The 21,752-nt window shown below is 44.7% G+C and carries 21 protein-coding genes; 20 read left to right on the top strand and 1 reads right to left on the bottom strand.

Annotated elements, in window-relative coordinates; genetic code table 11:
• Positions 1–16 precede the first annotated feature (16 nt).
• From coaBC to BBH88_RS12045, 10 genes are read left to right on the top strand one after another with little or no spacing between them, the layout of a single operon-like run.
• Positions 17–1,210 (top strand): bifunctional phosphopantothenoylcysteine decarboxylase/phosphopantothenate--cysteine ligase CoaBC, encoded by a 1,194-nt coding sequence (gene coaBC, locus BBH88_RS12090; RefSeq protein WP_040851928.1) that lies wholly within the window; start codon positions 17–19, stop codon positions 1,208–1,210.
• Position 1,211: 1 nt separating this feature from the next.
• Positions 1,212–3,608, top strand: a complete 2,397-nt coding sequence (gene priA / locus BBH88_RS12085) for a primosomal protein N' (protein WP_065536753.1) — start codon at positions 1,212–1,214, stop codon at positions 3,606–3,608.
• Positions 3,609–3,627: 19 nt separating this feature from the next.
• Positions 3,628–4,137, top strand: coding sequence for a peptide deformylase (def, locus tag BBH88_RS12080; protein ID WP_065536754.1), 510 nt, complete (start codon positions 3,628–3,630; stop codon positions 4,135–4,137).
• Entirely contained in the window at positions 4,134–5,066 is a 933-nt protein-coding gene (fmt, locus tag BBH88_RS12075) for a methionyl-tRNA formyltransferase (protein ID WP_006828794.1), read from the top strand. Before def ends, fmt begins: the two co-directional genes overlap by 4 nt.
• Entirely contained in the window at positions 5,063–6,415 is a 1,353-nt protein-coding gene (rsmB, locus tag BBH88_RS12070; protein WP_065536755.1) for a 16S rRNA (cytosine(967)-C(5))-methyltransferase RsmB, read from the top strand. Before fmt ends, rsmB begins: the two co-directional genes overlap by 4 nt.
• A gap of 33 nt (positions 6,416–6,448) precedes the next feature.
• Positions 6,449–7,198, top strand: coding sequence for a Stp1/IreP family PP2C-type Ser/Thr phosphatase (locus BBH88_RS12065; RefSeq protein ID WP_006828792.1), 750 nt, complete (start codon positions 6,449–6,451; stop codon positions 7,196–7,198).
• Positions 7,199–7,200: 2 nt separating this feature from the next.
• Positions 7,201–9,189, top strand: a complete 1,989-nt coding sequence (gene pknB, locus BBH88_RS12060; RefSeq protein WP_065536756.1) for a Stk1 family PASTA domain-containing Ser/Thr kinase — start codon at positions 7,201–7,203, stop codon at positions 9,187–9,189.
• A 24-nt stretch (positions 9,190–9,213) separates the two neighbouring features.
• Entirely contained in the window at positions 9,214–10,110 is an 897-nt protein-coding gene (gene rsgA / locus BBH88_RS12055) for a ribosome small subunit-dependent GTPase A (RefSeq protein ID WP_006828790.1), read from the top strand.
• Entirely contained in the window at positions 10,103–10,768 is a 666-nt protein-coding gene (gene rpe / locus BBH88_RS12050; protein ID WP_006828789.1) for a ribulose-phosphate 3-epimerase, read from the top strand. Before rsgA ends, rpe begins: the two co-directional genes overlap by 8 nt.
• On the top strand, positions 10,765–11,406 hold the full coding sequence (locus BBH88_RS12045) for a thiamine diphosphokinase (RefSeq protein WP_006828788.1): 642 nt from the start codon (positions 10,765–10,767) through the stop codon (positions 11,404–11,406). Before rpe ends, BBH88_RS12045 begins: the two co-directional genes overlap by 4 nt.
• Before the next feature lie 304 nt (positions 11,407–11,710).
• Here the strand turns inward: BBH88_RS12045 and rpmB are convergent, their stop codons facing one another.
• Complete coding sequence (gene rpmB, locus BBH88_RS12040) at positions 11,711–11,899, bottom strand: 50S ribosomal protein L28 (RefSeq protein WP_006828787.1); 189 nt, start codon at positions 11,897–11,899, stop codon at positions 11,711–11,713.
• A gap of 220 nt (positions 11,900–12,119) precedes the next feature.
• On the opposite strand from rpmB, the gene BBH88_RS12035 reads away from it, so the two are divergent.
• The 10 genes from BBH88_RS12035 (at position 12,120) to BBH88_RS11990 (ending at position 21,516) form a co-directional block, all read left to right on the top strand.
• A complete protein-coding gene (locus BBH88_RS12035) occupies positions 12,120–12,482 on the top strand; it encodes an Asp23/Gls24 family envelope stress response protein (RefSeq protein ID WP_006828287.1) in 363 nt (120 codons plus the stop codon).
• Between the two features lie 18 nt (positions 12,483–12,500).
• Positions 12,501–14,153, top strand: coding sequence for a DAK2 domain-containing protein (locus BBH88_RS12030; protein ID WP_006828286.1), 1,653 nt, complete (start codon positions 12,501–12,503; stop codon positions 14,151–14,153).
• Positions 14,154–14,287: 134 nt separating this feature from the next.
• Positions 14,288–14,950 carry an L-serine ammonia-lyase, iron-sulfur-dependent subunit beta gene (gene sdaAB, locus BBH88_RS12025; protein ID WP_006828285.1) on the top strand — a complete coding sequence of 221 codons (663 nt, stop codon included), beginning with the start codon at positions 14,288–14,290 and terminating at the stop codon, positions 14,948–14,950.
• A 16-nt stretch (positions 14,951–14,966) separates the two neighbouring features.
• Positions 14,967–15,866, top strand: coding sequence for an L-serine ammonia-lyase, iron-sulfur-dependent, subunit alpha (gene sdaAA / locus BBH88_RS12020; RefSeq protein WP_006828284.1), 900 nt, complete (start codon positions 14,967–14,969; stop codon positions 15,864–15,866).
• A complete protein-coding gene (recG, locus tag BBH88_RS12015) occupies positions 15,856–17,898 on the top strand; it encodes an ATP-dependent DNA helicase RecG (RefSeq protein ID WP_006828283.1) in 2,043 nt (680 codons plus the stop codon). The genes sdaAA and recG overlap by 11 nt, the downstream gene beginning before the upstream one ends.
• Before the next feature lie 90 nt (positions 17,899–17,988).
• Complete coding sequence (gene fapR, locus BBH88_RS12010; RefSeq protein ID WP_006828282.1) at positions 17,989–18,573, top strand: transcription factor FapR; 585 nt, start codon at positions 17,989–17,991, stop codon at positions 18,571–18,573.
• Complete coding sequence (plsX, locus tag BBH88_RS12005; RefSeq protein WP_006828281.1) at positions 18,570–19,568, top strand: phosphate acyltransferase PlsX; 999 nt, start codon at positions 18,570–18,572, stop codon at positions 19,566–19,568. Before fapR ends, plsX begins: the two co-directional genes overlap by 4 nt.
• Entirely contained in the window at positions 19,558–20,496 is a 939-nt protein-coding gene (fabD, locus tag BBH88_RS12000; RefSeq protein WP_006828280.1) for an ACP S-malonyltransferase, read from the top strand. Before plsX ends, fabD begins: the two co-directional genes overlap by 11 nt.
• Positions 20,493–21,239, top strand: a complete 747-nt coding sequence (gene fabG, locus BBH88_RS11995; RefSeq protein WP_006828279.1) for a 3-oxoacyl-[acyl-carrier-protein] reductase — start codon at positions 20,493–20,495, stop codon at positions 21,237–21,239. The genes fabD and fabG overlap by 4 nt, the downstream gene beginning before the upstream one ends.
• 40 nt (positions 21,240–21,279) lie before the next feature.
• Entirely contained in the window at positions 21,280–21,516 is a 237-nt protein-coding gene (locus BBH88_RS11990) for an acyl carrier protein (RefSeq protein WP_006828278.1), read from the top strand.
• The last annotated feature ends 236 nt before the right edge of the window (positions 21,517–21,752 follow it).

Below are 21,752 nucleotides of genomic sequence, written 5' to 3'. Positions count from 1 at the left end.
AGAAAGGGTGTTTGAGTTGTTGGAGAATCGCAAAATCCTATTATGTGTCAGTGGAGGAATCGCCGTCTATAAGGCCGTTGCACTGGTCAGTAAGCTGTCACAAGCCGGCGCTTCCGTAAAAGTGATTATGACGGGGTCAGCGCAGCAATTTGTGCAGCCACTGACTTTTCAGGTCATGTCCAGAAACGATGTCTATACGGATACATTTGATGAAAAGGATTCTTCTGTCATTGCGCATATTGATCTTGCGGATTGGGCAGACCTGATTATCGTAGCTCCGGGAACGGCTAATGTTATCGGCAAGCTAGCCTGCGGCATCGGTGACGACATGGTGACGACAACTTTGCTTGCTGCAACCGCCCCTATTTGGATTGCACCCGCAATGAATGTCCACATGTACGACCATCCGGCGGTGAAACGCAACATTCAACAGCTTCATGAAGATGGAATTCGTTTTATCGAACCATCTGAAGGGTTTTTGGCTTGCGGTTATGTCGGCAAAGGCCGTTTGGAAGAACCGGAAAAAATTACAGAATTGGTCAAAGGCTATTTTTCACGCGAGCATAAAATGGCCGGCAAAAAAGTAGTTGTGACAGCTGGTCCGACTCGTGAACGAATTGATCCAGTCCGTTTTTTGACTAATTTCTCAAGCGGCAAAATGGGCTATGCCATGGCTGCAGCTGCAGCTGAGATGGGTGCCGAAACGATTTTGATTAGTGGTCCGGTATCATTGTCAGTACCAACTGGTGTAACACTAGTTCAAGTAGAAAGCGCAGAAGACATGTTGCAGGCAGTAGAAGCTCATTATGAGACGGCAGATTATGTCGTCAAGACGGCAGCAGTAGCCGATTATAGACCTGAAGCAATGGCTAATCAAAAGATAAAAAAACAAGAAGGTAATTCAACGATCGTTCTGGAGCGGACAGTCGATATCCTCAAGCAACTTGGTCAGCATAAAAAAAATCAAGTATTAATTGGTTTTGCAGCTGAAACGAATAATGTTAGTCAATATGCCAAAGATAAACTAACGCGCAAAAATGCGGATTATATTGTAGCGAATGATGTATCAGAAGCACAAGCGGGATTTGAATCGGATACCAACCGGGTGACGATTTACGGAAAACATGGCTTTGAGCAGGCTTTCGAAATGATGACCAAACAGCAATTGGCACGCCAATTGCTGGAATTAATCACGGATAAAGAAGCGTAGCATGATAGCTGAAGTTATCGTAGACGTCGCTGCACATCCGATCGACCGGCCTTTTGATTACGCCATTCCATCAGCAGTGGAAGTCTTGGCAGAGCCAGGAATGCGTGTCAAAGTACCGTTTGGTAACCGTAAAGTACTTGGGTTTATCACTAAAATTAAACCATTTTCAGAGTTTGATCCGAAACGCCTAAAGCCTATCCATGAGTTGATGGATGTCATGCCTGTGTTAAATGGAGAATTATTGAAAATGGCTCATTGGATGAAAGAACAGACAGTGTGCTTTGAAATTGATGCGCTGCAAGTCATGGTACCTGCAGCTTTGCGTGCAAAATACGAAAAGCGTTTCGTGCTAAACGCGGCGCTTGAAGAAATTGCGTCTCCTTTACGTCCTTATTTTGAGAAGCGACCCTTTATTCGGTTGCAAGATGCAGTTGATGTGTACGGGTTACTAAAAAAAGAAATGGAAAAAGGGACCATTATAGCGGATACGGACATTCAGCAGCAAACCGCTGTAAAAAAAGTGCGAATGATTCACGTCACTGATAGTTTAGAAGCGTTAGAAGCTATAGACATCCGTGCAAATGCGAAACAGCAATTAAAGCTAATGGAGTATTTCTTGAAAAATGCAGGACGGACCATTGAATCTTCTCAACTGCAAAAAGAAACCGGGGTTACATTGCCAACTATTTACAGCTTGGTTGAAAAAGGCGCAGCTCAGATTTCCAATATGGAATCTTACCGCGATCCAAAGCTATTAACAGCAATTGAACAGAAATCTTTCTTAAAATTGACCGAAGCGCAGCAAACGGCTTTTGATTCCATTGACAGTGCGTTAAATACACCGAAAACCTTCTTATTGCACGGCATTACGGGTAGTGGGAAAACGGAAATCTATTTACAGACTATCGACAAAGTGCTGAAGCAAGGCAAAGAAGCGATTATGTTAGTGCCTGAGATCTCACTGACACCTCAAATGACGGTTCGCTTTAAAGAACGGTTCGGCGATCAAGTTGCAGTTCTTCACAGCGGTTTGTCAGCTGGGGAGAAATACGACGAATGGCGTAAAATCCAACGAGCTGAAGTAAAAGTTGTCGTCGGTGCACGTTCGGCCATTTTTGCACCATTCCAGAACTTAGGATTAATTATTCTAGATGAAGAGCATGAATCCAGTTATAAGCAAGACGACTCTCCGCGCTATCACGCACGAGACATGGCGATTTGGCGCAGTGAATATCATAATTGTCCAGTTGTTTTGGGCAGTGCTACACCTTCACTCGAATCATACGCGCGTGCACAAAAAGGCGTCTATGAACTGTTAGTACTGGAAAAACGGGCAAAAAATCAACCATTGCCAGCTGTTCATATTGTTGACATGCGTGAAGAATTGCGGAACGGCAATCGTTCCATGTTCTCTGTTCAATTGGCAGATGCTATTCGCGATCGTTTAGAGAAAAAACAACAAACTGTGTTGTTTCTCAACAAACGCGGTTATTCAGCGTTTGTGCTGTGTCGTGATTGTGGTACGGTCATGCAATGTCCGAATTGCGATATTTCGCTGACTTACCACCGGTCGAGCGAAACGATGAAATGCCATTATTGCGGCTATGACGAACGTGTACCGAAAACCTGTCCGGAATGTGAAAGTGAGCATATCCGGTTTTTTGGAACCGGCACACAGAAAGTTGAAGAAGAGCTGGCAAAAGTAGTGCCGGAAGCGCGAGTATTACGAATGGATGTTGATACGACACGTACCAAAGGCGCACACGAAAAAATTCTTTCTGCGTTTGGCGAAGGCAAGGCAGACATCCTACTGGGCACACAAATGATCGCCAAAGGACTGGACTTTCCGAATATCACATTGGTTGGAGTCTTGTCTGCGGATACCACTCTTCACCTGCCTGATTTTCGGGCTGCGGAAAAAACGTATCAGCTGCTGACACAGGTTAGTGGACGGGCCGGGCGTGATATTCTCCCCGGTACGGTCTTCGTTCAGTCGTATACGCCAGAACATTACGCCATCACTCTAGCAAAAGACCAATTGTATGAGCCATTCTACGAACAGGAAATGGCTATGCGCAGAGTGAGCGGCTACCCGCCGTATTATTACGTCGTTAATATCCAGTTTACACATGAAGACTTGATGACAGTAGCTGAATACGCCGACCAAACGGTTCGTTATTTGAACAGTCATCTGTCCCCGGGAACTTTGATCATCGGACCTTCAGCGTCGTTGATTGCTCGTGTCAACAATAGATATCGCTATCAATGTTTGATAAAATACAAAAAAGAACCGAAACTGACCGATGCGATGCAGCAGTTGATCAAAATGCATCGTACCGAGTGGCTGAAAAAAGGCGCTACCTTGTCGATTGACATGAATCCGACATCGGTTATGTAAGAGAAAAGAGGAAACGAATATGTCAATTAGAATGGTAATAAAGCACCCGAACAGAGTATTAGAGAAAAAATGTTTGGCCGTGACTACTTTTGATAAGAACTTAGCGGTTCTTTTAGATGATATGCATGAAACTATGGTTGAATCTGATGGAGTTGGCATTGCTGCCCCTCAAGTAGGCGTTGCAGTACGTGCGGCCCTTGTCGATTTTCGTGAAGGTCAAGAGCCGATTGAACTGATCAATCCGGAATTGATGCTATTCGAAGGCGCTGAAACCGATATTGAAGGTTGCTTAAGTTTCCCAGGAACATTCGGTGAAGTTGAACGTTACGACCACATCAAAATCAAAGCACAAGAACGTGACGGATCATGGTACGAACTAGAAGCGGAAGGCTACGAAGCCCGCGCCATCCAACACGAAATGGATCATTTAGATGGCATCTTGTTTACTAGAAAAATCACGAAGTATGTTACACAAGAAGAGTTAGATGAAATGATCCGCCAGCAAGAAGAAGAGGAGGAGCAGGTTTGACCAAAATTGTATTTATGGGGACTCCAGCTTTTTCTGCACCGATTTTACGCATGCTCGTCGAAGAAGGGTATAGAGTCATTTCTGTCGTGACACAACCGGACAGACCTGTCGGGCGCAAAAAAGTAATGACTGCAACGCCAGTAAAAGAAGAGGCTCTGCGTCTTGGGTTGCCGGTATATCAGCCAGAAAAACTGAAAAATCCGGAAGAACTTCAGCATGTCCTGGATATGGGCGCTGATTTGATTGTCACGGCAGCATTTGGTCAAATTTTGCCAACTGAATTATTAGAAGCACCAAAACTCGGCGCTATCAATGTGCATGCTTCTTTGCTTCCGGCATATCGTGGAGGCGCACCGATTCATCAAGCCATTATAGATGGCCAGCCTGAAACCGGCGTCACCATCATGTACATGGTAGACCGCCTGGATGCGGGCGATATGATTTCCCAAGTAACTGTTCCGATTGAAGAACAGGATCACACCGGTAGCATGTTTGAAAAATTGAGCATTGGCGGACGTGACCTTCTAAAAGAAACAATGCCCGCAATTATTGCCGGTACCAACGAACGGATACCGCAGGATGAACAGGCTGTTACCTACGCACGTAATATTTCACGCGAACAGGAGCGCATTGACTGGTCGAAATCAGCTAGAGCTATCTATAACCAAGTGCGTGGACTCTATCCATGGCCGGTCGCCTATACAAGTTTCAACAGCGCCAACATGAAAATCTGGTGGACGGAAAAAACTTCTTCGATCGCTAGCGGCCAAGCTGGTCAAGTAGTCGGCTTGACCGAAGATTCGATTTTAGTGCAAACCGGCGAAGGCGTTTTGGCAATTACTGAATTGCAACCTTCCGGAAAAAAACGCATGACAGCAAGAGACTATTTAAAAGGACCTAAAATCCAGGTAGGAGATTTATTCGAATGAAAAACAAAAAACTTCAAGGCAATGTCCGCGACGCTGCATTTTCGATTCTGTGGGCAGTTGAAAACAAGCAAGCCTACAGCAATCTTTTGCTTCACCAAATCATCGAAAACTACGGCATCGCAGCGAAAAATAGAGGCTTACTGACAGAGATTACGTATGGCACGCTGCAACACCAAATGACGTTAGACTATTATTTGGAACCTTACTTAAAAGGGGAAATCGAACCATGGGTTAAAACTTTACTGAGATTGTCTCTATATCAGATTGTTTATTTAGACCGGATTCCAGCACATGCAGTTGTTCACGAAGCAGTCGAAATTGCTAAGCGCCGCGGGCACGGGGGAGTTGCGTCTGTTGTCAACGGTGTATTGCGTTCAGTGCAGCGTAACGGTGTTCGTTCGTTTAATACAATTAGCGATCCATATGAGAAAATTTCCATCGAAACAAGTCACCCGATATGGATGATCAGACGCTGGGCAGAGCAGTTTGGTTTGGAAAAAACGCGAGAAATGGCATTGGAAAATAACAAGACACCTTTACAGACGGTGCGAGTTAATACTGCTCGGGCAACGGTTGAAGAAGTGATTGAGATGCTCGAGTCTGAAGAGGTAGAAGCTGTGTCAAGTAAATTAATTCCTGAATGTTTAGTTATCACAAATGGTCAGCCTGCAAGAACGGCCACTTTCGAAAAAGGCTTTATTACCATCCAAGATGAAAGTTCCATGTTTCCTGCTTACGCTTTGCAAGTCAAGCCAGGTATGACAGTGCTTGATATGTGTGCAGCACCAGGCGGAAAAACCACCCATATCGCTGAAAAAATGAACAATAACGGGACTTTATATGCGCTTGATTTGCATCAGCACAAAGTAAAACTAATCGATGAAAACGCTGTACGACTGGGTCATTCAGTTATTGAAACAATAGTTGGCGATGGCAAACAAAGCGTTGATCGTTTTGGCGAAGAGAAGTTCGATCGCATTCTGGTGGATGCACCTTGCAGTGGATTAGGTGTCATTAAACGCAAACCTGATATTAAATACACGAAAAAAGAAGAAGATTTTGCACGTTTGCAGGAAATCCAAATTGAACTGCTTGACCAGGCCGCGCGTTCACTAAAGCAAGAGGGCATTCTGATCTACAGCACCTGTACAGTAGATGCAGTCGAAAACAGAGGCACAGCTGAACGATTTCTGAAAGAGCATCCTGAAATGGAGAAAATCCAGGTGGCATTGCCAGCATCTTTAGGCATCAAATATACCGGCTTTGTTCAGGTATTTCCGCAGGATTACGGAAGTGATGGCTTTTTCATCGCAGCTTTCAAAAAGTCCAAAAAGACAGCACCAGCTTAAAGCAGGCAAAGACTAGAATCGGGGTGTCATGATTTGTTCCAGTATGTGGTAGAAAGTGATACGGGTAAAATCCGTGAAGTGAACGAAGACAGCGTGGCTGTACTGAAGCGGCCAGACGGTTTGCTTCTGGCTATAGTAGCAGATGGAATGGGCGGACACAAAGCTGGAGATGTTGCCAGTAAAATGACGGTTGATCAACTAAGTCGCTATTTTTTAGATGACGAGGCAAAGGCTTTTTCAACACTCGACAACAAGAAGAGATGGCTTTCTGAGCGTATACAGACGATCAACCGTTTGGTGTTTGACCATTCGATGGCAAATTTGGAGTGCAAGGGTATGGGAACTACGCTGGTTGCGGCTTTGATTGAGGGCGATGAAGGGATTTTATGTCACATTGGAGACAGTCGTGCTTATCTTATAAATGGGGGCATCGAGCAGATTACACGGGACCATTCCTATGTCAATGTACTGGTGGACAGTGGAGAAATTAGCCAAGAAGAAGCGGAAGAGCATCCGAAGAAAAATTGGATTGTTCGTGCGCTTGGCACCGAAGCAAGTATTGAAAGAGAACTGATTCATTTTTCATTTATGACTGCTCCATACTTACTGATTTGTTCAGATGGTCTCAGCAATAAGATCCCGAAAGAAGAACTTGCCTCTATCGTTCGCTCAACGGCTCCTTTATCTCAAAAGGGCCAGGAGCTGGTAACTCTGGCCAACGATCTTGGAGGAGAAGATAATATTTCATTCATTCTTCTGTCCTCTATGGATAAGGAGGTATAAACATGCTGATTGGCAAGAGCATAAACGGCCGTTACAAGATCAAGGAATTGATCGGCGGCGGTGGAATGTCTAATGTGTATTTGGCACATGACATGATTTTGGACCGGGATATCGCTATTAAGATTTTGCGCTATGATTTCTCCAATGAAGAAGAACTGCGCAGGCGATTCCAAAGAGAAGCCTTGTCTACAACCAGTTTGGCGCATCCGAACATTGTCAATATTTTCGATGTCGGCGAAGATGGCTCTGTGCATTATCTGGTGATGGAATATGTTCCAGGAAAAACCTTGAAGGAATACATAATGGAACATTCACCAGTATCTCCTGAGCGGGCTGTTGAAATTATGAAACAACTGACATCGGCTTTGGCGCACGCTCATCACAACCAGATTGTCCACAGAGACATCAAACCGCAAAATATTTTGATGGATGCGGAAGGCAATGTGAAAATATCCGATTTCGGTATTGCGATGGCATTAAGTGCGACTTCCTATACCCAAACGAATTCGGTGTTGGGAACTGTCCACTATTTATCGCCTGAACAAGCGCGTGGCGGTATGGCCAATAAAAAATCCGATATCTATTCACTCGGAATCGTCATGTACGAATTGATCACAGGAAAGTTACCGTTTTCAGGTGAATCGGCCGTGTCTATCGCATTAAAGCACCTGCAGACAGAAACACCCTCTTTACGTGATTCCGTTCCCGACCTGCCGCAAAGCTTGGAGAACGTCGTCTTGAAGGCGACTGCAAAAAACATCCAGCACCGCTATCAGTCTGCTGATGAAATGGAAGCGGATCTGGTTACAGTGTTGTTACCAGAACGGTTGAATGAACTGAAATTCATGGTACCTGTCGACCAGGATGAAACACGTGCCATGCCCGTCATTAAAGACTCAGCTGCTTATACTAGCGCTACAGATACCAAAACGATGCCGTTGCCACTGAGCGGGTCAAAAAAAGAGCCAAAAGCTTCTGGAGAAAAGAAAAAGAAATGGCCGTGGATACTGGGAGTGCTGGCTTTTCTATTGATTGGCGGACTGGTTCTGGCAATTGCTTTTCCAGGATTGTTTGAGCCGAGACAAATCGCTGTGCCGGATGTTTCTGAGATGGAACGCAACGAAGCGCTTGAAGAGCTTCAAGCGGCTGGCTTTACTGCTGGCGAAGAAACCGAAGAATATTCAGAGCAGATTGAAGCAAATCACATCATTCGGACAATTCCCGAAGCTGGAAAAATGAGAGACCGTGAAACAGAGGTTCAATTGTTTACCAGTTTGGGCAAAGAAACGGTTGAGATGGACGATTTTGTTGGTAGCACGATCGAAAAGGCATCAGAAGCATTAGTAGATGAAAATTTCGCTTCTGTGAAATCAACTGAAGAATTTTCGAATGAACCGGTGGGCACCATTCTAAACCAAGAACCGGCTGCCGGAGAAAATGTCATCGTTAGTGAAACCGATGTCGAGTTTATTGTTAGCAAAGGGAAAGATCTGCGCGACGTCGAGGATCTGGCAGGATTTACGGAAGAGAACCTTAACGATTATGCTCGTTCTTCCGGCTTTAATATCCGCATCGTTTCAGAACAGTCATCAGATGAAGTCGAGGCAGGCAAAGTTATGTCCCAGACTCCTGCAGCAGGAGAACAGCTGGAAGCCGGCAGCACGATTGAAGTGATCTTGTCGGCGGGTGTGGCGGAACAGCCGATGAAAACGTATATCCATACCGTCGATATCCCTTATGAACCGGCTGAACCGGCTGAACCGGCTGAACCGGCTGCAGAAGGCGAAGAACCGGTAGAGCAGACCGTCCAGATTTATATTCAGGACAATTCACATACAATGGTGGAGCCGTTCGAGGAGTTTACGATTACTGAAGATCAGCCTCATCGCATTGAACTGCAGATTGCTGAAGGGGAGAGTGCTTCTTACCGAATTGTTCGCGACTCTACAATTATTTTAGAAGAGACTTTTGACTATTCAAAAGTAGAATAAATTAGCAGTGAAAGGAGTGAAATGATGCCAAAAGGTCAAATCAGAAAAGCATTAAGCGGGTTTTACTATGTACTGGATGAAGATGGTAAGCGCTATATTCAGTGCCGGGGACGTGGAGTTTTCCGCAATCGTCAAATTACGCCGCTAGTCGGAGATTATGTAGATTATAAAGCGGATAACGATTTGGAAGGCACGATTCTGCATGTTTATGAACGAAAAAACGAATTAGTGCGTCCACCGATTACGAATGTCGATCAGGCTATCCTTGTTTTTTCAGCCAAGCAACCTGACTTTCATCCCTTACTATTGGACCGATTTTTGACAGCAATTGAATCCAATTCGATACAACCAATCATTTGTTTGACGAAAATGGATTTGCTAAAAGACTCAGAAAAAGAAAAGATCCAGCATTATATTGCGGATTATGAAAAAATCGGCTATGAAGTAATTCCAACATTTATAAATGACCACGCCCTAAAAGAGCGTTTAATGCCGGTACTTGAAGGCAAAATCAGCGTTCTGGCAGGTCAGTCCGGTGTCGGCAAATCGACTTTGTTAAACACGATTTTGCCTTCGTTAGAGTTGAAGACAGACGATATTTCCAAAGCCTTAAACCGAGGGAAACACACAACGCGGCATGTCGAATTAATTGCCGTCAATAATGGACTTTTGGCCGACACTCCTGGGTTTAGTTCGTTTGACTTTGAAACGATGGAACGAGAAGAGTTGTCTGCTTGTTTTCCAGAATTTGCGGCTCGTTCTAATGCTTGTAAGTTCCGGGAATGTTTACACATGAACGAACCTAAATGTGCCATTAAAGCAGCAGTTGAAACAAAAGAAATTCCAGCATATCGCTACAAGCATTACTTGAAGTTTTTAGAAGAAATTATGAGCCGAAAGCCGAGGTATTCAAATGATTAAAATTGCACCGTCTATTCTAGCAGCAGATTTTGCGAAACTTGGAGAAGAAGTTTTAGAAGTCGAAAAAGCAGGAGCCGATTGGATCCATATTGATGTTATGGATGGTCATTTCGTTCCGAACATCTCGTTTGGATCAGTTGTCTTAAATGCAATACGGCCGTTAACGAAATTGCCGATGGATGTCCATTTGATGATTGAAAATCCGGATCGCTATATCGAAGAATTTGCAAAAGCGGGCGCTGATTTCATTACCGTCCACGTTGAAGCGTGTCCTCACCTTCACCGGACAATCCAGTTAATCCGTTCGCTTGGTGTCAAACCAGGTGTTGTGCTGAACCCCCACACACCGATTGAGACCATCCAGCATATTCTTGAAGACATCGACCTTGTGTTGTTTATGACCGTCAATCCTGGGTTTGGCGGACAGAAGTTCATTCATTCAGTGGTGCCGAAAGTCAAACAGCTTTCTGACATGATCAAAGAAAAAGGGTTGTCCATCGAAATTGAAATCGATGGCGGGATCAATGAAGAAACGATTGGAGCTTGTGCACAAGCAGGAGCGACTATTTTTGTAGCTGGTTCCGCCATCTACAGCAAAAAAGACCGAGTAGAGGCGCTTCAAGCAATCAAGAAAGCAGGAGAAGAGGCGATTTCGTGAACGTCATTCTAATCGCAGGAGGTCCGGCAGGTGAACTGCCGGATTTCTCTTTTTTTCCAGAAGCTTCGTATATAGGTGTTGACGCAGGAACACTCATACTGCTCACGAAAGGAATTCAGCCAGTAGCAGCTGTCGGAGATTTCGACTCGGTTACCGCTGAAGACTATGAAAGAATACGGAAGGCATTGCCCGAAATGTCACGTGCTCCGTCAGAAAAAGAACAATCTGATACAGAACTTGGGCTTGAGGCGGCGATGACCTATCAACCTGATTTTGTCATACTAACGGGAGTGACAGGGGGGCGACTGGACCATTACATGAGCGCATTGCATATCTTGTTCAAGTATCAACAGGAATTTCCAGCAACTCGCTTCGTCCTGCTAAACAATCAAAATCAAATTCGCTTCTTGAGTCCCGGGACTCATGACGTTGAAAAAGATCAGCGATACCGGTATGTTTCCTTCTATCCCTTCGCGAAAGAAGTCGCGGGCTTGACGTTGTCCGGATTTAAATATCCTGTCACTAACGAAGAACTCCCATTTGGTACGACTCGCTTTGTCAGCAATGAGCTATTGGGAAGTGGAAGTGTAACCATCCAAAAGGGCGAGTGCCTCATGGTGGAAAGCTCGGATGCGTGATGCATGTTATATGCAAACAAAAACAGGCAACGAAAAGGAGTTTTCCTTTGTCGTTGCCTGTTTTCTGCTGTAAATTGAACTTAAGAATTCACTCGATTATGCTTTTAAGAGGACAAGAACTAAGGAAACGCTTCATGATACAAATGAATTACTGAATCATGAAGACTGGCGTTCTATGCCCAAAGCGGCCGAAGCGATGTGTGAGAAGCAAAGTCTTTAGAGCCATTTAGTATATCAATCATCTTTCACACAAAGAAAAAATACCAGTGCTGATTTGATCAGCACTGGTATTATGGATGAGCGATTATACGCGCTCAACTTTTCCTGATTTCATTGCTCTCGCAGAAACCCATACACGTTTCGGTTTACCGTCTACAAGGATGCGAACTTTTTGAAGGTTTGCTCCCCATGTACGTTTTGTCGAATTCATTGCGTGCGAACGGGCATTTCCCGCGCGAGCTTTACGTCCACTAACTGCACATACTTTAGGCATGTAAGTCCCTCCTCACAAGTGAAGCTGAAAATTATGATAGAATTTCAGTTCGTTTTTCGTTTCACATACTTTAATAATTTACCACAGACATATTACGTTTGCAACTAAATTTAGAGGTCTTTAAAGAAAAAAACCTTTACACCCCAAAACGGTGACTTTTCTTCTATAAGGCTTTAAGGTAGAATGATAAGAGTGAAATAGGACTCGAGGAGGAATTTCAATGTCGATTGAATTAAAGAATGAATATGGTCAAATCGATATTTCCAATGATGTAATAGCCCAAATAGCAGGCGGCGCAGCAATTGAATGCTATGGCATCGTAGGCATGGCAACGAAACATCAGATACGGGACGGCTTGACAGATATACTCCGCAAAGAAAATTTTGCCAAAGGAGTCCTGGTACGCCAAGAAGATGAAGAGTTGGTTGTGGATATGTATGTCATCATCAGTTATGGAACAAAAATTTCTGAAGTGGCTTATCAGGTCCAGTCCAAAGTAAAATATACGATTACAAAAACATTAGGTATGTCAGTAAAAGCAGTAAACATTTTTGTCCAAGGAGTTCGTGTAACGAACCCGTAGGAGGAGGAAGAGTCGGTTATGAAGTCATTGAATGGAGTAAAGTTCGCAGAAATGGTGCAGATGGGATCTCACCATCTTTTTCAAAATGCGGATTATGTTGATGCATTAAATGTTTTCCCAGTCCCTGATGGCGATACAGGAACGAATATGAATTTATCAATGACTTCTGGAGCGAAAGAGACAACCGCTCAGGCAGAAGAGCACATCGGCAAAACAGCCGGTGCCTTATCTAAAGGTCTGTTGATGGGCGCACGTGGAAACTCTGGCGTTATTCTTTCACAGCTTTTCAGAGGCTTCGGCAAATACATTGCATCAGAATCAGAATTGACAGCGCTTAAGTTCGCGGAAGCTCTTCAGCACGGAGTCGAAACAGCCTATAAGGCAGTTATGAAACCGGTTGAAGGGACGATTTTGACAGTTGCGAAAGATGCCGCTGCTAAAGGTATGGAAGTTTCTAAAACGGAAAAAGATATCATCGTTTGGTTCGAGGCTGTTGTTACTGAAGCGAAAGCTTCTTTGGAGCGGACGCCGGACCTTTTGCCGGTCTTGAAAGAAGTAGGGGTCGTCGACAGCGGCGGGCAAGGCCTCGTCTATGTTTATGAAGGGTTTCTTGCTTCATTGAAAGGCGAGGAGTTGCCGGAAAAACACGCGCACAACTCAATGACGGATTTGGTTAGCGCTGAACACCATAAGAACATTGCTAGTTTCATGGATACAGCAGATATTGAATTTGGCTACTGCACAGAATTCATGGTGAAATTCGAAAAAGGCAAAAAAGAGTTTAACGAAGCTTTATTCCGTTCTGATTTGAGCGGATATGGCGATTCGCTATTGGTCATCTCTGACGACGAGATTGCGAAAATTCATATCCATTCTGAAGAACCAGGAAAAGTTCTTACATATGGGCAGGATTACGGAAGTTTAGTCAGCATGAAAATAGAAAATATGCGCCAGCAACACATCGATATTGTAGGCAAAGACTTCCAGAAAAATGCGCCAAAACAGGAGACCGTACACCCTTATGCCGTAATTACTGTTGCAATGGGCGAAGGAATTGCTGAATTGCTTCGCAGCATTGGTGCTTCGTATGTCATCGAAGGCGGACAGACGATGAATCCGTCAACAGAAGATATTGTCAATGCCGTCAAATCGGTCGGCGCAGAGCGCGTACTGATTCTCCCTAATAACAAGAACATCATCATGGCAGCAGAGCAGGCAGCAGAGCTTTTAAATATTGAAGCAGCTGTCGTACCCACAAAAGATGTACCTCAAGGAATGTCAGCCTTGCTGGCCTTTAATCCCGGTGCTTCTGTGGAAGACAACCAAGCGGCCATGGTGAGCGCTTCAAAACATGTGAAATCAGGATCTGTGACATTTGCAGTCCGCGATACGTCGATTGATGGGATTGCCATCAAAAAAGACGATTTCATGGGCATTTCCGAAGGGGAAATCGTTGTCTCTGACAGCAGCTTGGAGCACGTAACTGAAGAACTGGCTAAAAAGCTGGTGGACAGCAATGCTGAAATCGTTACAATCCTTTACGGAGAAGATGCGTCAGCGGCAGATGCTGAGAAATTGGGCGAATTTATCGAGTCTCTCAACAGCGAAGTCGAAGTCGAAATCCATAACGGCAAGCAGCCTTTGTATCCATTCATACTTGCTGTAGAATAGTTTTTCTTTTCATTTTTTTAATAAAGTCAAAAAGCTAAGGCGCATACGAATGTATGCGCTTTTTTATTTTTGTTAAATATGTCGAAATCGTGTAAACTAGTAGTATACGTAACCGAAAGTGAGGGGTTTGAGCCATGAAGTTCAAATCTGTTTTTGATATAATCGGCCCGGTCATGATTGGGCCATCTTCTTCGCATACTGCGGGAGCAGCCCGCATCGGAAGAGTGGCGAGGGATTTGTTTGGCAGACAGCCAGAATGGGCGAAGGTTCATCTCTATGGATCATTTGCAGAAACTTATAAAGGACATAGCACGGATGTGGCCATTATCGGTGGATTATTAGATTACGATACCTTTGACGAACGCATTAAAACCTCGTTCGAGGAAGCAGAAAAAGCGGGAATGTCCTACGAATTTATTCCTGAGACAGGTCATGTCGACCACCCGAATACAGCACGCATCGTCATTGGGGACCATGAATCTGAAATGTCGATGATGGGTATTTCAATTGGCGGAGGCAAAATCGAGATTACAGAACTGAACGGCTTTCCGCTCCGGTTGTCAGGCAATCATCCGGCGATTTTGGTCGTCCATGAAGACCGTTCAGGCTGCATCGCGAATGTCGCGAATTGTCTTTATAAATATGATATCAATATCGGACACATGGAAGTATCTAGGAAAGAAAGGGGACATATGGCATTGATGGTCATCGAAGTGGATCAAAATGTGGACAAAGAAGTGATGGACGAATTGAAAAAACTTCCGAATATCACGCAGGTGACAAGAATCGCCGATTAAATTGGAGGGTATAACGATGGAAGCTTTATTCCGCAATGTTAGAGAATTGGTTGAACGGGCTGAAAACGAGCAGAAACTGATTTCTGAAATCATGATTGAACAGGAAATACTTATGACGGACCGCTCACGTGAAGATATTATGATTCAGATGGACCGCAATTTAACGGTCATGGAAGAAGCGGTGGAAAAAGGACTGAAAGGCGTTCATTCGGTTTCCGGCTTGACAGGCGGAGATGCTGTATTGTTGCAGGCTTATCGTGAAAAAGGCAATACACTTTCCGGAGATTTGTTGATTGACGCAGTCAGCAAAGCGGTCGCGACCAATGAAGTTAATGCTGCGATGGGTACCATCTGTGCAACACCGACAGCAGGATCTGCGGGCGTTGTACCGGGTACGCTTTTTGCTGTGCAAAATAAATTAAATCCTACACGGGAGCAAATGATCCGTTATTTATTCACAGCAGGGGCTTTTGGCTTTGTTGTGGCGAATAACGCATCAATTTCAGGTGCGGCTGGTGGTTGTCAAGCAGAAGTTGGGTCAGCTGCTGGAATGGCGTCAGCGGCTATTATTGAAATGGCTGGCGGTACACCTCAGCAAAGTTCGGAAGCATTCGCAATCACAATGAAAAATATGCTTGGTCTGGTCTGCGATCCAGTGGCGGGATTAGTAGAAGTGCCATGTGTTAAGCGTAATGCGATGGGAGCGGCCAATGCAGTAGTTGCTGCAGATATGGCGTTAGCTGGTGTTACTAGCCGCATTCCGTGTGATGAAGTCATCGGTGCGATGTTTGAAATCGGCCAATCCATGCCGAGTGCGTTAAGAGAAACTGCCAAAGGCGGACTTGCCGCAACGCCTACTGGAAAATGGCTAGAGTCCAAAATTTTCGGCGGAGCGGTTGTTGGCAGTGGGCAGTAAAGAGTCAGTCGCCACATTAAAAGGGGTGGGCAAACAAGCGACCGAAACCTTGCAGGAAATGAGAATTGAAACCATACATGACCTGATCATGACATTTCCGTATCGCCATGAAGATTTTCAATTGAAAGATCTGACAGATACGCCTCATAATGAACGTGTTACCGTGGAGGGAAGGGTCGAAAGCGAGCCTTCCCTCCTTTTCTTAGGTAAAAATAAATCCCGTACTCAAGTACGCGTGTTGGTTGGTCGTCATTTGATTAAAGCTATTTTTTTTAATCAGCCTTACGTAAAAGCTAAATTACATTTGGGGGAAATCATTACATTAACTGGTAAATGGGATCGGGGCCGCCAAGTAATTACGGTATCAAGCCATACCATCGGTCCAAGGACAAATGGAGCAGATTTTGAACCGGTCTACAGCTTGAAAGGCAGTATCCATCAAAAGACATTTCGCAAGCTGATGAGACAAGCGTTAGATTTAGTGAAAGAAGAAATTGAAGATTGTTTGCCGAAAGTGCTCGTTGATGCTTATCAATTGCCGCCTATTCAAGATGCTTTAGAATGGGTTCATTTTCCTCCGGACGGTGAAAAAGTTAAGCAAGCGCGCAGACGGTTTGTTTACGAAGAATTATTGGTCTTTCAATTAAAGATGCAAGCCCTACGTAAAAAGAATCGCGAGGAAGAAGGCGGCTCTTTTATCGATTATGATCTGGAACGCTTGAAGACATTTATCGAATCACTGCCTTTCAATTTGACGGCTGCGCAAAAACGAGTGGTTAATGAAATTTGCAAAGATATGAAAGAACCATTCCGTATGAATCGTCTCCTGCAAGGGGACGTTGGTTCAGGCAAAACAGTCGTAGCGGCTATTGCTTTATATGCAGCCCATACAGCAGGGCTACAAGGGGCGTTAATGGCACCTACTGAAATTTTGGCGGAACAGCATGCCAATACGTTAGAACAGTGGCTTCGTCCGTTTTCGTTGAACATCGCATTATTGACCGGTTCAGTTAAAGGGAAAAAGCGCCAATTGATCTTGCAGCAACTGGCAGCTGGAGAAATCGATCTTTTAATTGGTACTCATGCCTTGATCCAACCTGAAGTGCGATTCCACAAGCTGGGGCTGGTCATTACGGACGAACAACATCGATTTGGTGTAGACCAGCGACGTGTTTTAAAAGACAAGGGGTATAATCCGGATGTCTTGTTCATGACAGCTACACCCATTCCACGGACTTTAGCGATTTCTGCTTTTGGGGAAATGGACGTATCCATCATTGACGAGATGCCTGCTGGTCGCAAAGAAATTGAAACGTACTGGATGAAAAAAGAAATGTTCAGTAAAATTGTTGGACGTATGGAAAAAGAGCTGTCTGCAGGACGGCAAGCTTACGTTATCTGTCCGCTGATTGAAGAGTCAGATAAACTTGATTTTCAAAATGCAGTCGATTTGTTTCAACAGTTGACGATGTATTTCAAAGACCGGTTTACAGTCGGATTGATGCATGGACGCTTGCATTCAGATGAAAAAGAACAGACAATGCGCCAGTTTACAGAAGGTCAAATCGCTGTCCTCGTATCAACGACTGTTGTAGAAGTTGGTGTCAATGTGCCGAATGCGTCGTTCATGCTTATTTATGACGCTGAGCGTTTCGGTTTATCTCAACTGCACCAATTACGAGGGCGTGTTGGCCGAGGCAGCGAACAGTCGTATTGCATTTTGCTGGCAGATCCGAAAACGGAAATCGGCAAAGAGCGCATGGCGACAATGACTGAAACTAATGATGGCTTTGTACTGGCAGAAAAAGATTTGCAGCTAAGAGGTCCGGGTGACTTTTTCGGCCGAAAGCAAAGCGGGATTCCAGAATTTAAAATGGCCGATCTGATCCATGATTACCGAGCGCTAGAGACGGCTAGAAAAGACGCTGAGAAACTGATCGGCAGCGATGATTTCTGGCATGCAGATGATATGCATTGCTTGCGTCAGCAAATAGAACAGTCGGGTGTACTATCCGGTGGCCGGCTAGATTGAGAATGCAGGGATCATGATTTTCCTTGCATTCTTTTTTTGTTATTTATATACTCATATTAGTACCAAGTGCTAATAGCGGGCGGTGACATAGTGAAAAGATCGAAAAAACAGCGGCAACAGGCGTTAAAAGACTCTATCAAAGACAATCCTTTTGTGACGGATGAAGAACTGTCGGTTGAATTTGACGTTAGCGTACAAACCATCCGGTTAGATCGGATGGAACTTGCCATTCCGGAACTGCGGGAACGCATTAAACATGTAGCCGTGAAGACCTTCGAAGATGAAGTGAAATCTTTGCCGATCGATGAAGTCATCGGAGAGATTATTGATATTGAACTGGACAAAAGAGCAATTTCGATTTTTGATGTAAAACCAGAACATGTTTTTCAGCGAAATCAGATTGCCAGAGGCCATCATTTATTCGCACAAGCCAATTCTCTGGCAGTTGCAGTAATGAACGAAGAACTAGCATTGACCGTGAAATCGGAGCTGCAGTTTTTGCGTCCGGTAACAGCTGGCCAGCGTATTGTTGCAAAAGCGGAAGTAATCAACAGCCATCCTGAAAAAAACAGGGCGTTTGTAAAAGTGGTTTCTTCTGTCGAACAACAGACGGTTTTTATCGGCACATTTGAAATGTACCGCATGACAGAACAAAGTGAAGGTGACGTAATATGAAAATAGCAGTAGACGCGATGGGTGGAGACAACGCCCCAAAGGAAATTATCACAGGTGTCTATAAAGCGTTAGACGAATTTGCTGATGTAGAAATCCAACTTTTTGGTCATCAGGAAAAAATGCAGGAATTTCTCAAGGAACATGATCGCTTAACAATCGTCCATTGTGAGGAAGTTATCGAATCAGAAGATGATCCGGTCAGATCAGTCAAACGGAAAAAGGACGCTTCCATGGTCCGCATGGCGCAAGCCGTAAAAGATGGCGACGCTGATGCGTGTGTTTCTGCAGGTAATACAGGAGCGCTGATGTCAGCGGGTCTGTTTATCGTTGGCCGCATCGACGGTGTGGATCGTCCAGCATTAGCACCAACTTTGCCGACTATTGACGGAAAAGGCTTCGTTATGCTGGATATGGGCGCCAATGCGGAAGCCCGTCCGGAACATCTTGTTCAATACGCCATTATGGGGAGCATTTATGCTGAAAAAGTCCGCGGTATTCAAGACCCGACAGTTGGGTTGCTGAACATCGGAACTGAAGAGAAAAAAGGCAATGATTTAACAAAAGCAGCTTTCCCGTTATTGAAAGAAGCCCCAATCAATTTTATCGGTAATGTAGAATCACGTGATTTGCTGAACGGTGTAGCCGATGTGGTCGTGACCGACGGTTTTACCGGAAATATGGTATTGAAGACGATTGAAGGCACAGCCATGAATGTTTTTGCGATGATTAAAGAAGTTTTCATGACCTCTGCCAAAACGAAAGTTGCGGCTTTTCTGGTCAAAGATAATATCAAGGGTCTCAAAGGTATGTTGGATTACAGTGAATACGGCGGAGCTGGGCTGTTCGGCTTGAAAGCGCCTGTCATTAAAGCGCACGGTTCGTCAAATGCGACGGCTCTATTTAATGCCATACGCCAAACACGGACGATGGTCGAATATGATGTAACAGGAACAATTTATAGTACGCTGAAAAAGGAGACACAACATGAAGACTAAGATTGCATTTATTTATCCAGGTCAAGGCTCGCAGACAGTCGGAATGGGTGAAAGTTTTTTAGAAGACGACACGAGCCGCAATTTCTTTGAAAGTGCAGACCTTGCTCTCAATTTAGAATTATCTAAACTGATGCTTGAAGGACCCCAGGAAGAGTTGACATTGACTTATCATGCTCAACCGGCTTTATTGACTGTCAGTTCTATGATTACGGAACGGTTGATTCGTGCAGGCATTAGACCCGATTATACAGCCGGTCACAGCCTTGGTGAGTATAGTGCACTTGTAACGTCAAATGTGTTAGAATTCCCAACGGCGGTTAACATTGTACATAAGCGTGGTTTATTTATGAATACCGCTTTTCCGGCGGGAGAAGGAACAATGGCAGCAATTCTCGGCATGGAGAGCGATGAACTCGAAAAAGTGACCAATGAAGTAATGGACACGACAGGTATCGTTCAACTAGCTAATTTAAACTGTCCAGGACAAATTGTGATTTCTGGTACGAAAGCGGGAGTAGAGCAGGCTTGTTTATTAGCCAAAGAGCGTGGCGCTAAACGTGCCATCCCACTCGATGTCAGCGGCCCTTTCCATTCGGAATTGATGCGCCCGGCGTCACAAGACCTAGCGAAAGAATTAAGTGTTTCTTTCTTGTTAGATGCCAAAGTGCCAGTGGTTTCAAATGTCACGGCGAAAGCAGAAACCAATGCTACTCAAATTCAGGACCTTCTCGTTCGCCAGTTGTATTCACCGGTTCTGTGGGAACAGTCCGTTCGTGAAATGATTGATCTGGGTGTCACTGTGTTTATCGAAATCGGTCCAGGGAAAGTATTGAGTGGCCTGGTTAAAAAGATTGACCGCTCAGTTAAAACTTTGCCGGTCTATGACCTGGAGTCATTTGAAAAAGCGGTAGAGGAGTTGGCGAAATGAGTAAACTTGCAGGGAAAACAGCCATTATTACAGGTGCATCACGCGGAATTGGAGCAGAAATAGCTCGGAAATTTGCAGCTGACGGTGCCAAAGTGGTTGTCAATTATAGCGGTAGCCAAGAAAAAGCGGAAGCGGTTGTTGCAGACATCCAGGCAAATGGTGGCGAAGCGATTGCAGTCAAGGCGAATGTTTCGGATGCTGAAGCGGTCAAAGCGATGGTCGATGAAACAATGAAAACTTTCGGTTCGGTTGATATTTTGGTGAACAATGCGGGAATTACACGGGATAATCTAATGATGCGTATGAAAGATGATGAATGGGATGACGTAATCAACATCAACTTAAAAGGTGTTTTTATCTGTACAAAAGCGGTAACTCGCCAAATGATGAAACAACGTGCTGGACGAATCGTCAACATCGCATCAATCGTCGGAGTTATGGGCAATGCCGGCCAAGCAAATTATGTTGCTTCAAAAGCTGGCGTAATCGGCTTGACCAAAACGACAGCGCGTGAATTAGCGAGCCGTGGAATTACGGCAAACGCGGTAGCTCCTGGATTTATTACGACGGATATGACGGATCAATTGACAGAAGATGTTCAAAAATCCATGATGGGACAAATTCCACTTGGTCGTTTCGGAGCTCCTGAAGACGTCGCCAAAGCGGCACTTTTTTTGGCTTCTGATGATGCATCATACATGACAGGCCAAACGCTTCATCTTGATGGTGGCATGGTCATGTAAGAAAGATTTTTGCATACTGAATTGAGGGGAGGTGACGACATTGTCAACAGTATTGGATAGAGTAACTAAAGTAATCGTGGATCGTCTAGGTGTAGAAGAAAGCGAAGTGAAACTTGAAGCTTCATTTACCGGTGACCTAGGTGCAGATTCATTGGACGTTGTGGAACTTGTTATGGAACTTGAAGATGAGTTCGATATGGAAATTTCTGACGAAGACGCTGAGAACATGGCTACAGTAGGCGACGCAGTAACGTATATCGAAAAGAAACAAGCTTAAGCAAGAAAAGCGGAAGCGCCCATCTAGATTCGACGGGCATAAGACGCACTGGCGAAGCGGCGTACTTTGCCGCACAGCCGGAGTGGCTTATGACCCTAGAATCTGGGCGCTAGAGCTAGACAGCAAGAAAAGCGGAAGCGCCCATCTAGATTCGACGGGCATAAGACGCACTGGCGAAGCGGCGTACTTTGCCGCATAGAAAGAAAAGTGAAAGTGCCTGTTCAGCTCTGGCAGGC

It is taken from the genome of Planococcus antarcticus DSM 14505 (genome assembly GCF_001687565.2).
Lineage (GTDB): Bacteria > Bacillota > Bacilli > Bacillales_A > Planococcaceae > Planococcus > Planococcus antarcticus.
This window is presented reverse-complemented; position numbering and strand designations above follow the sequence as displayed.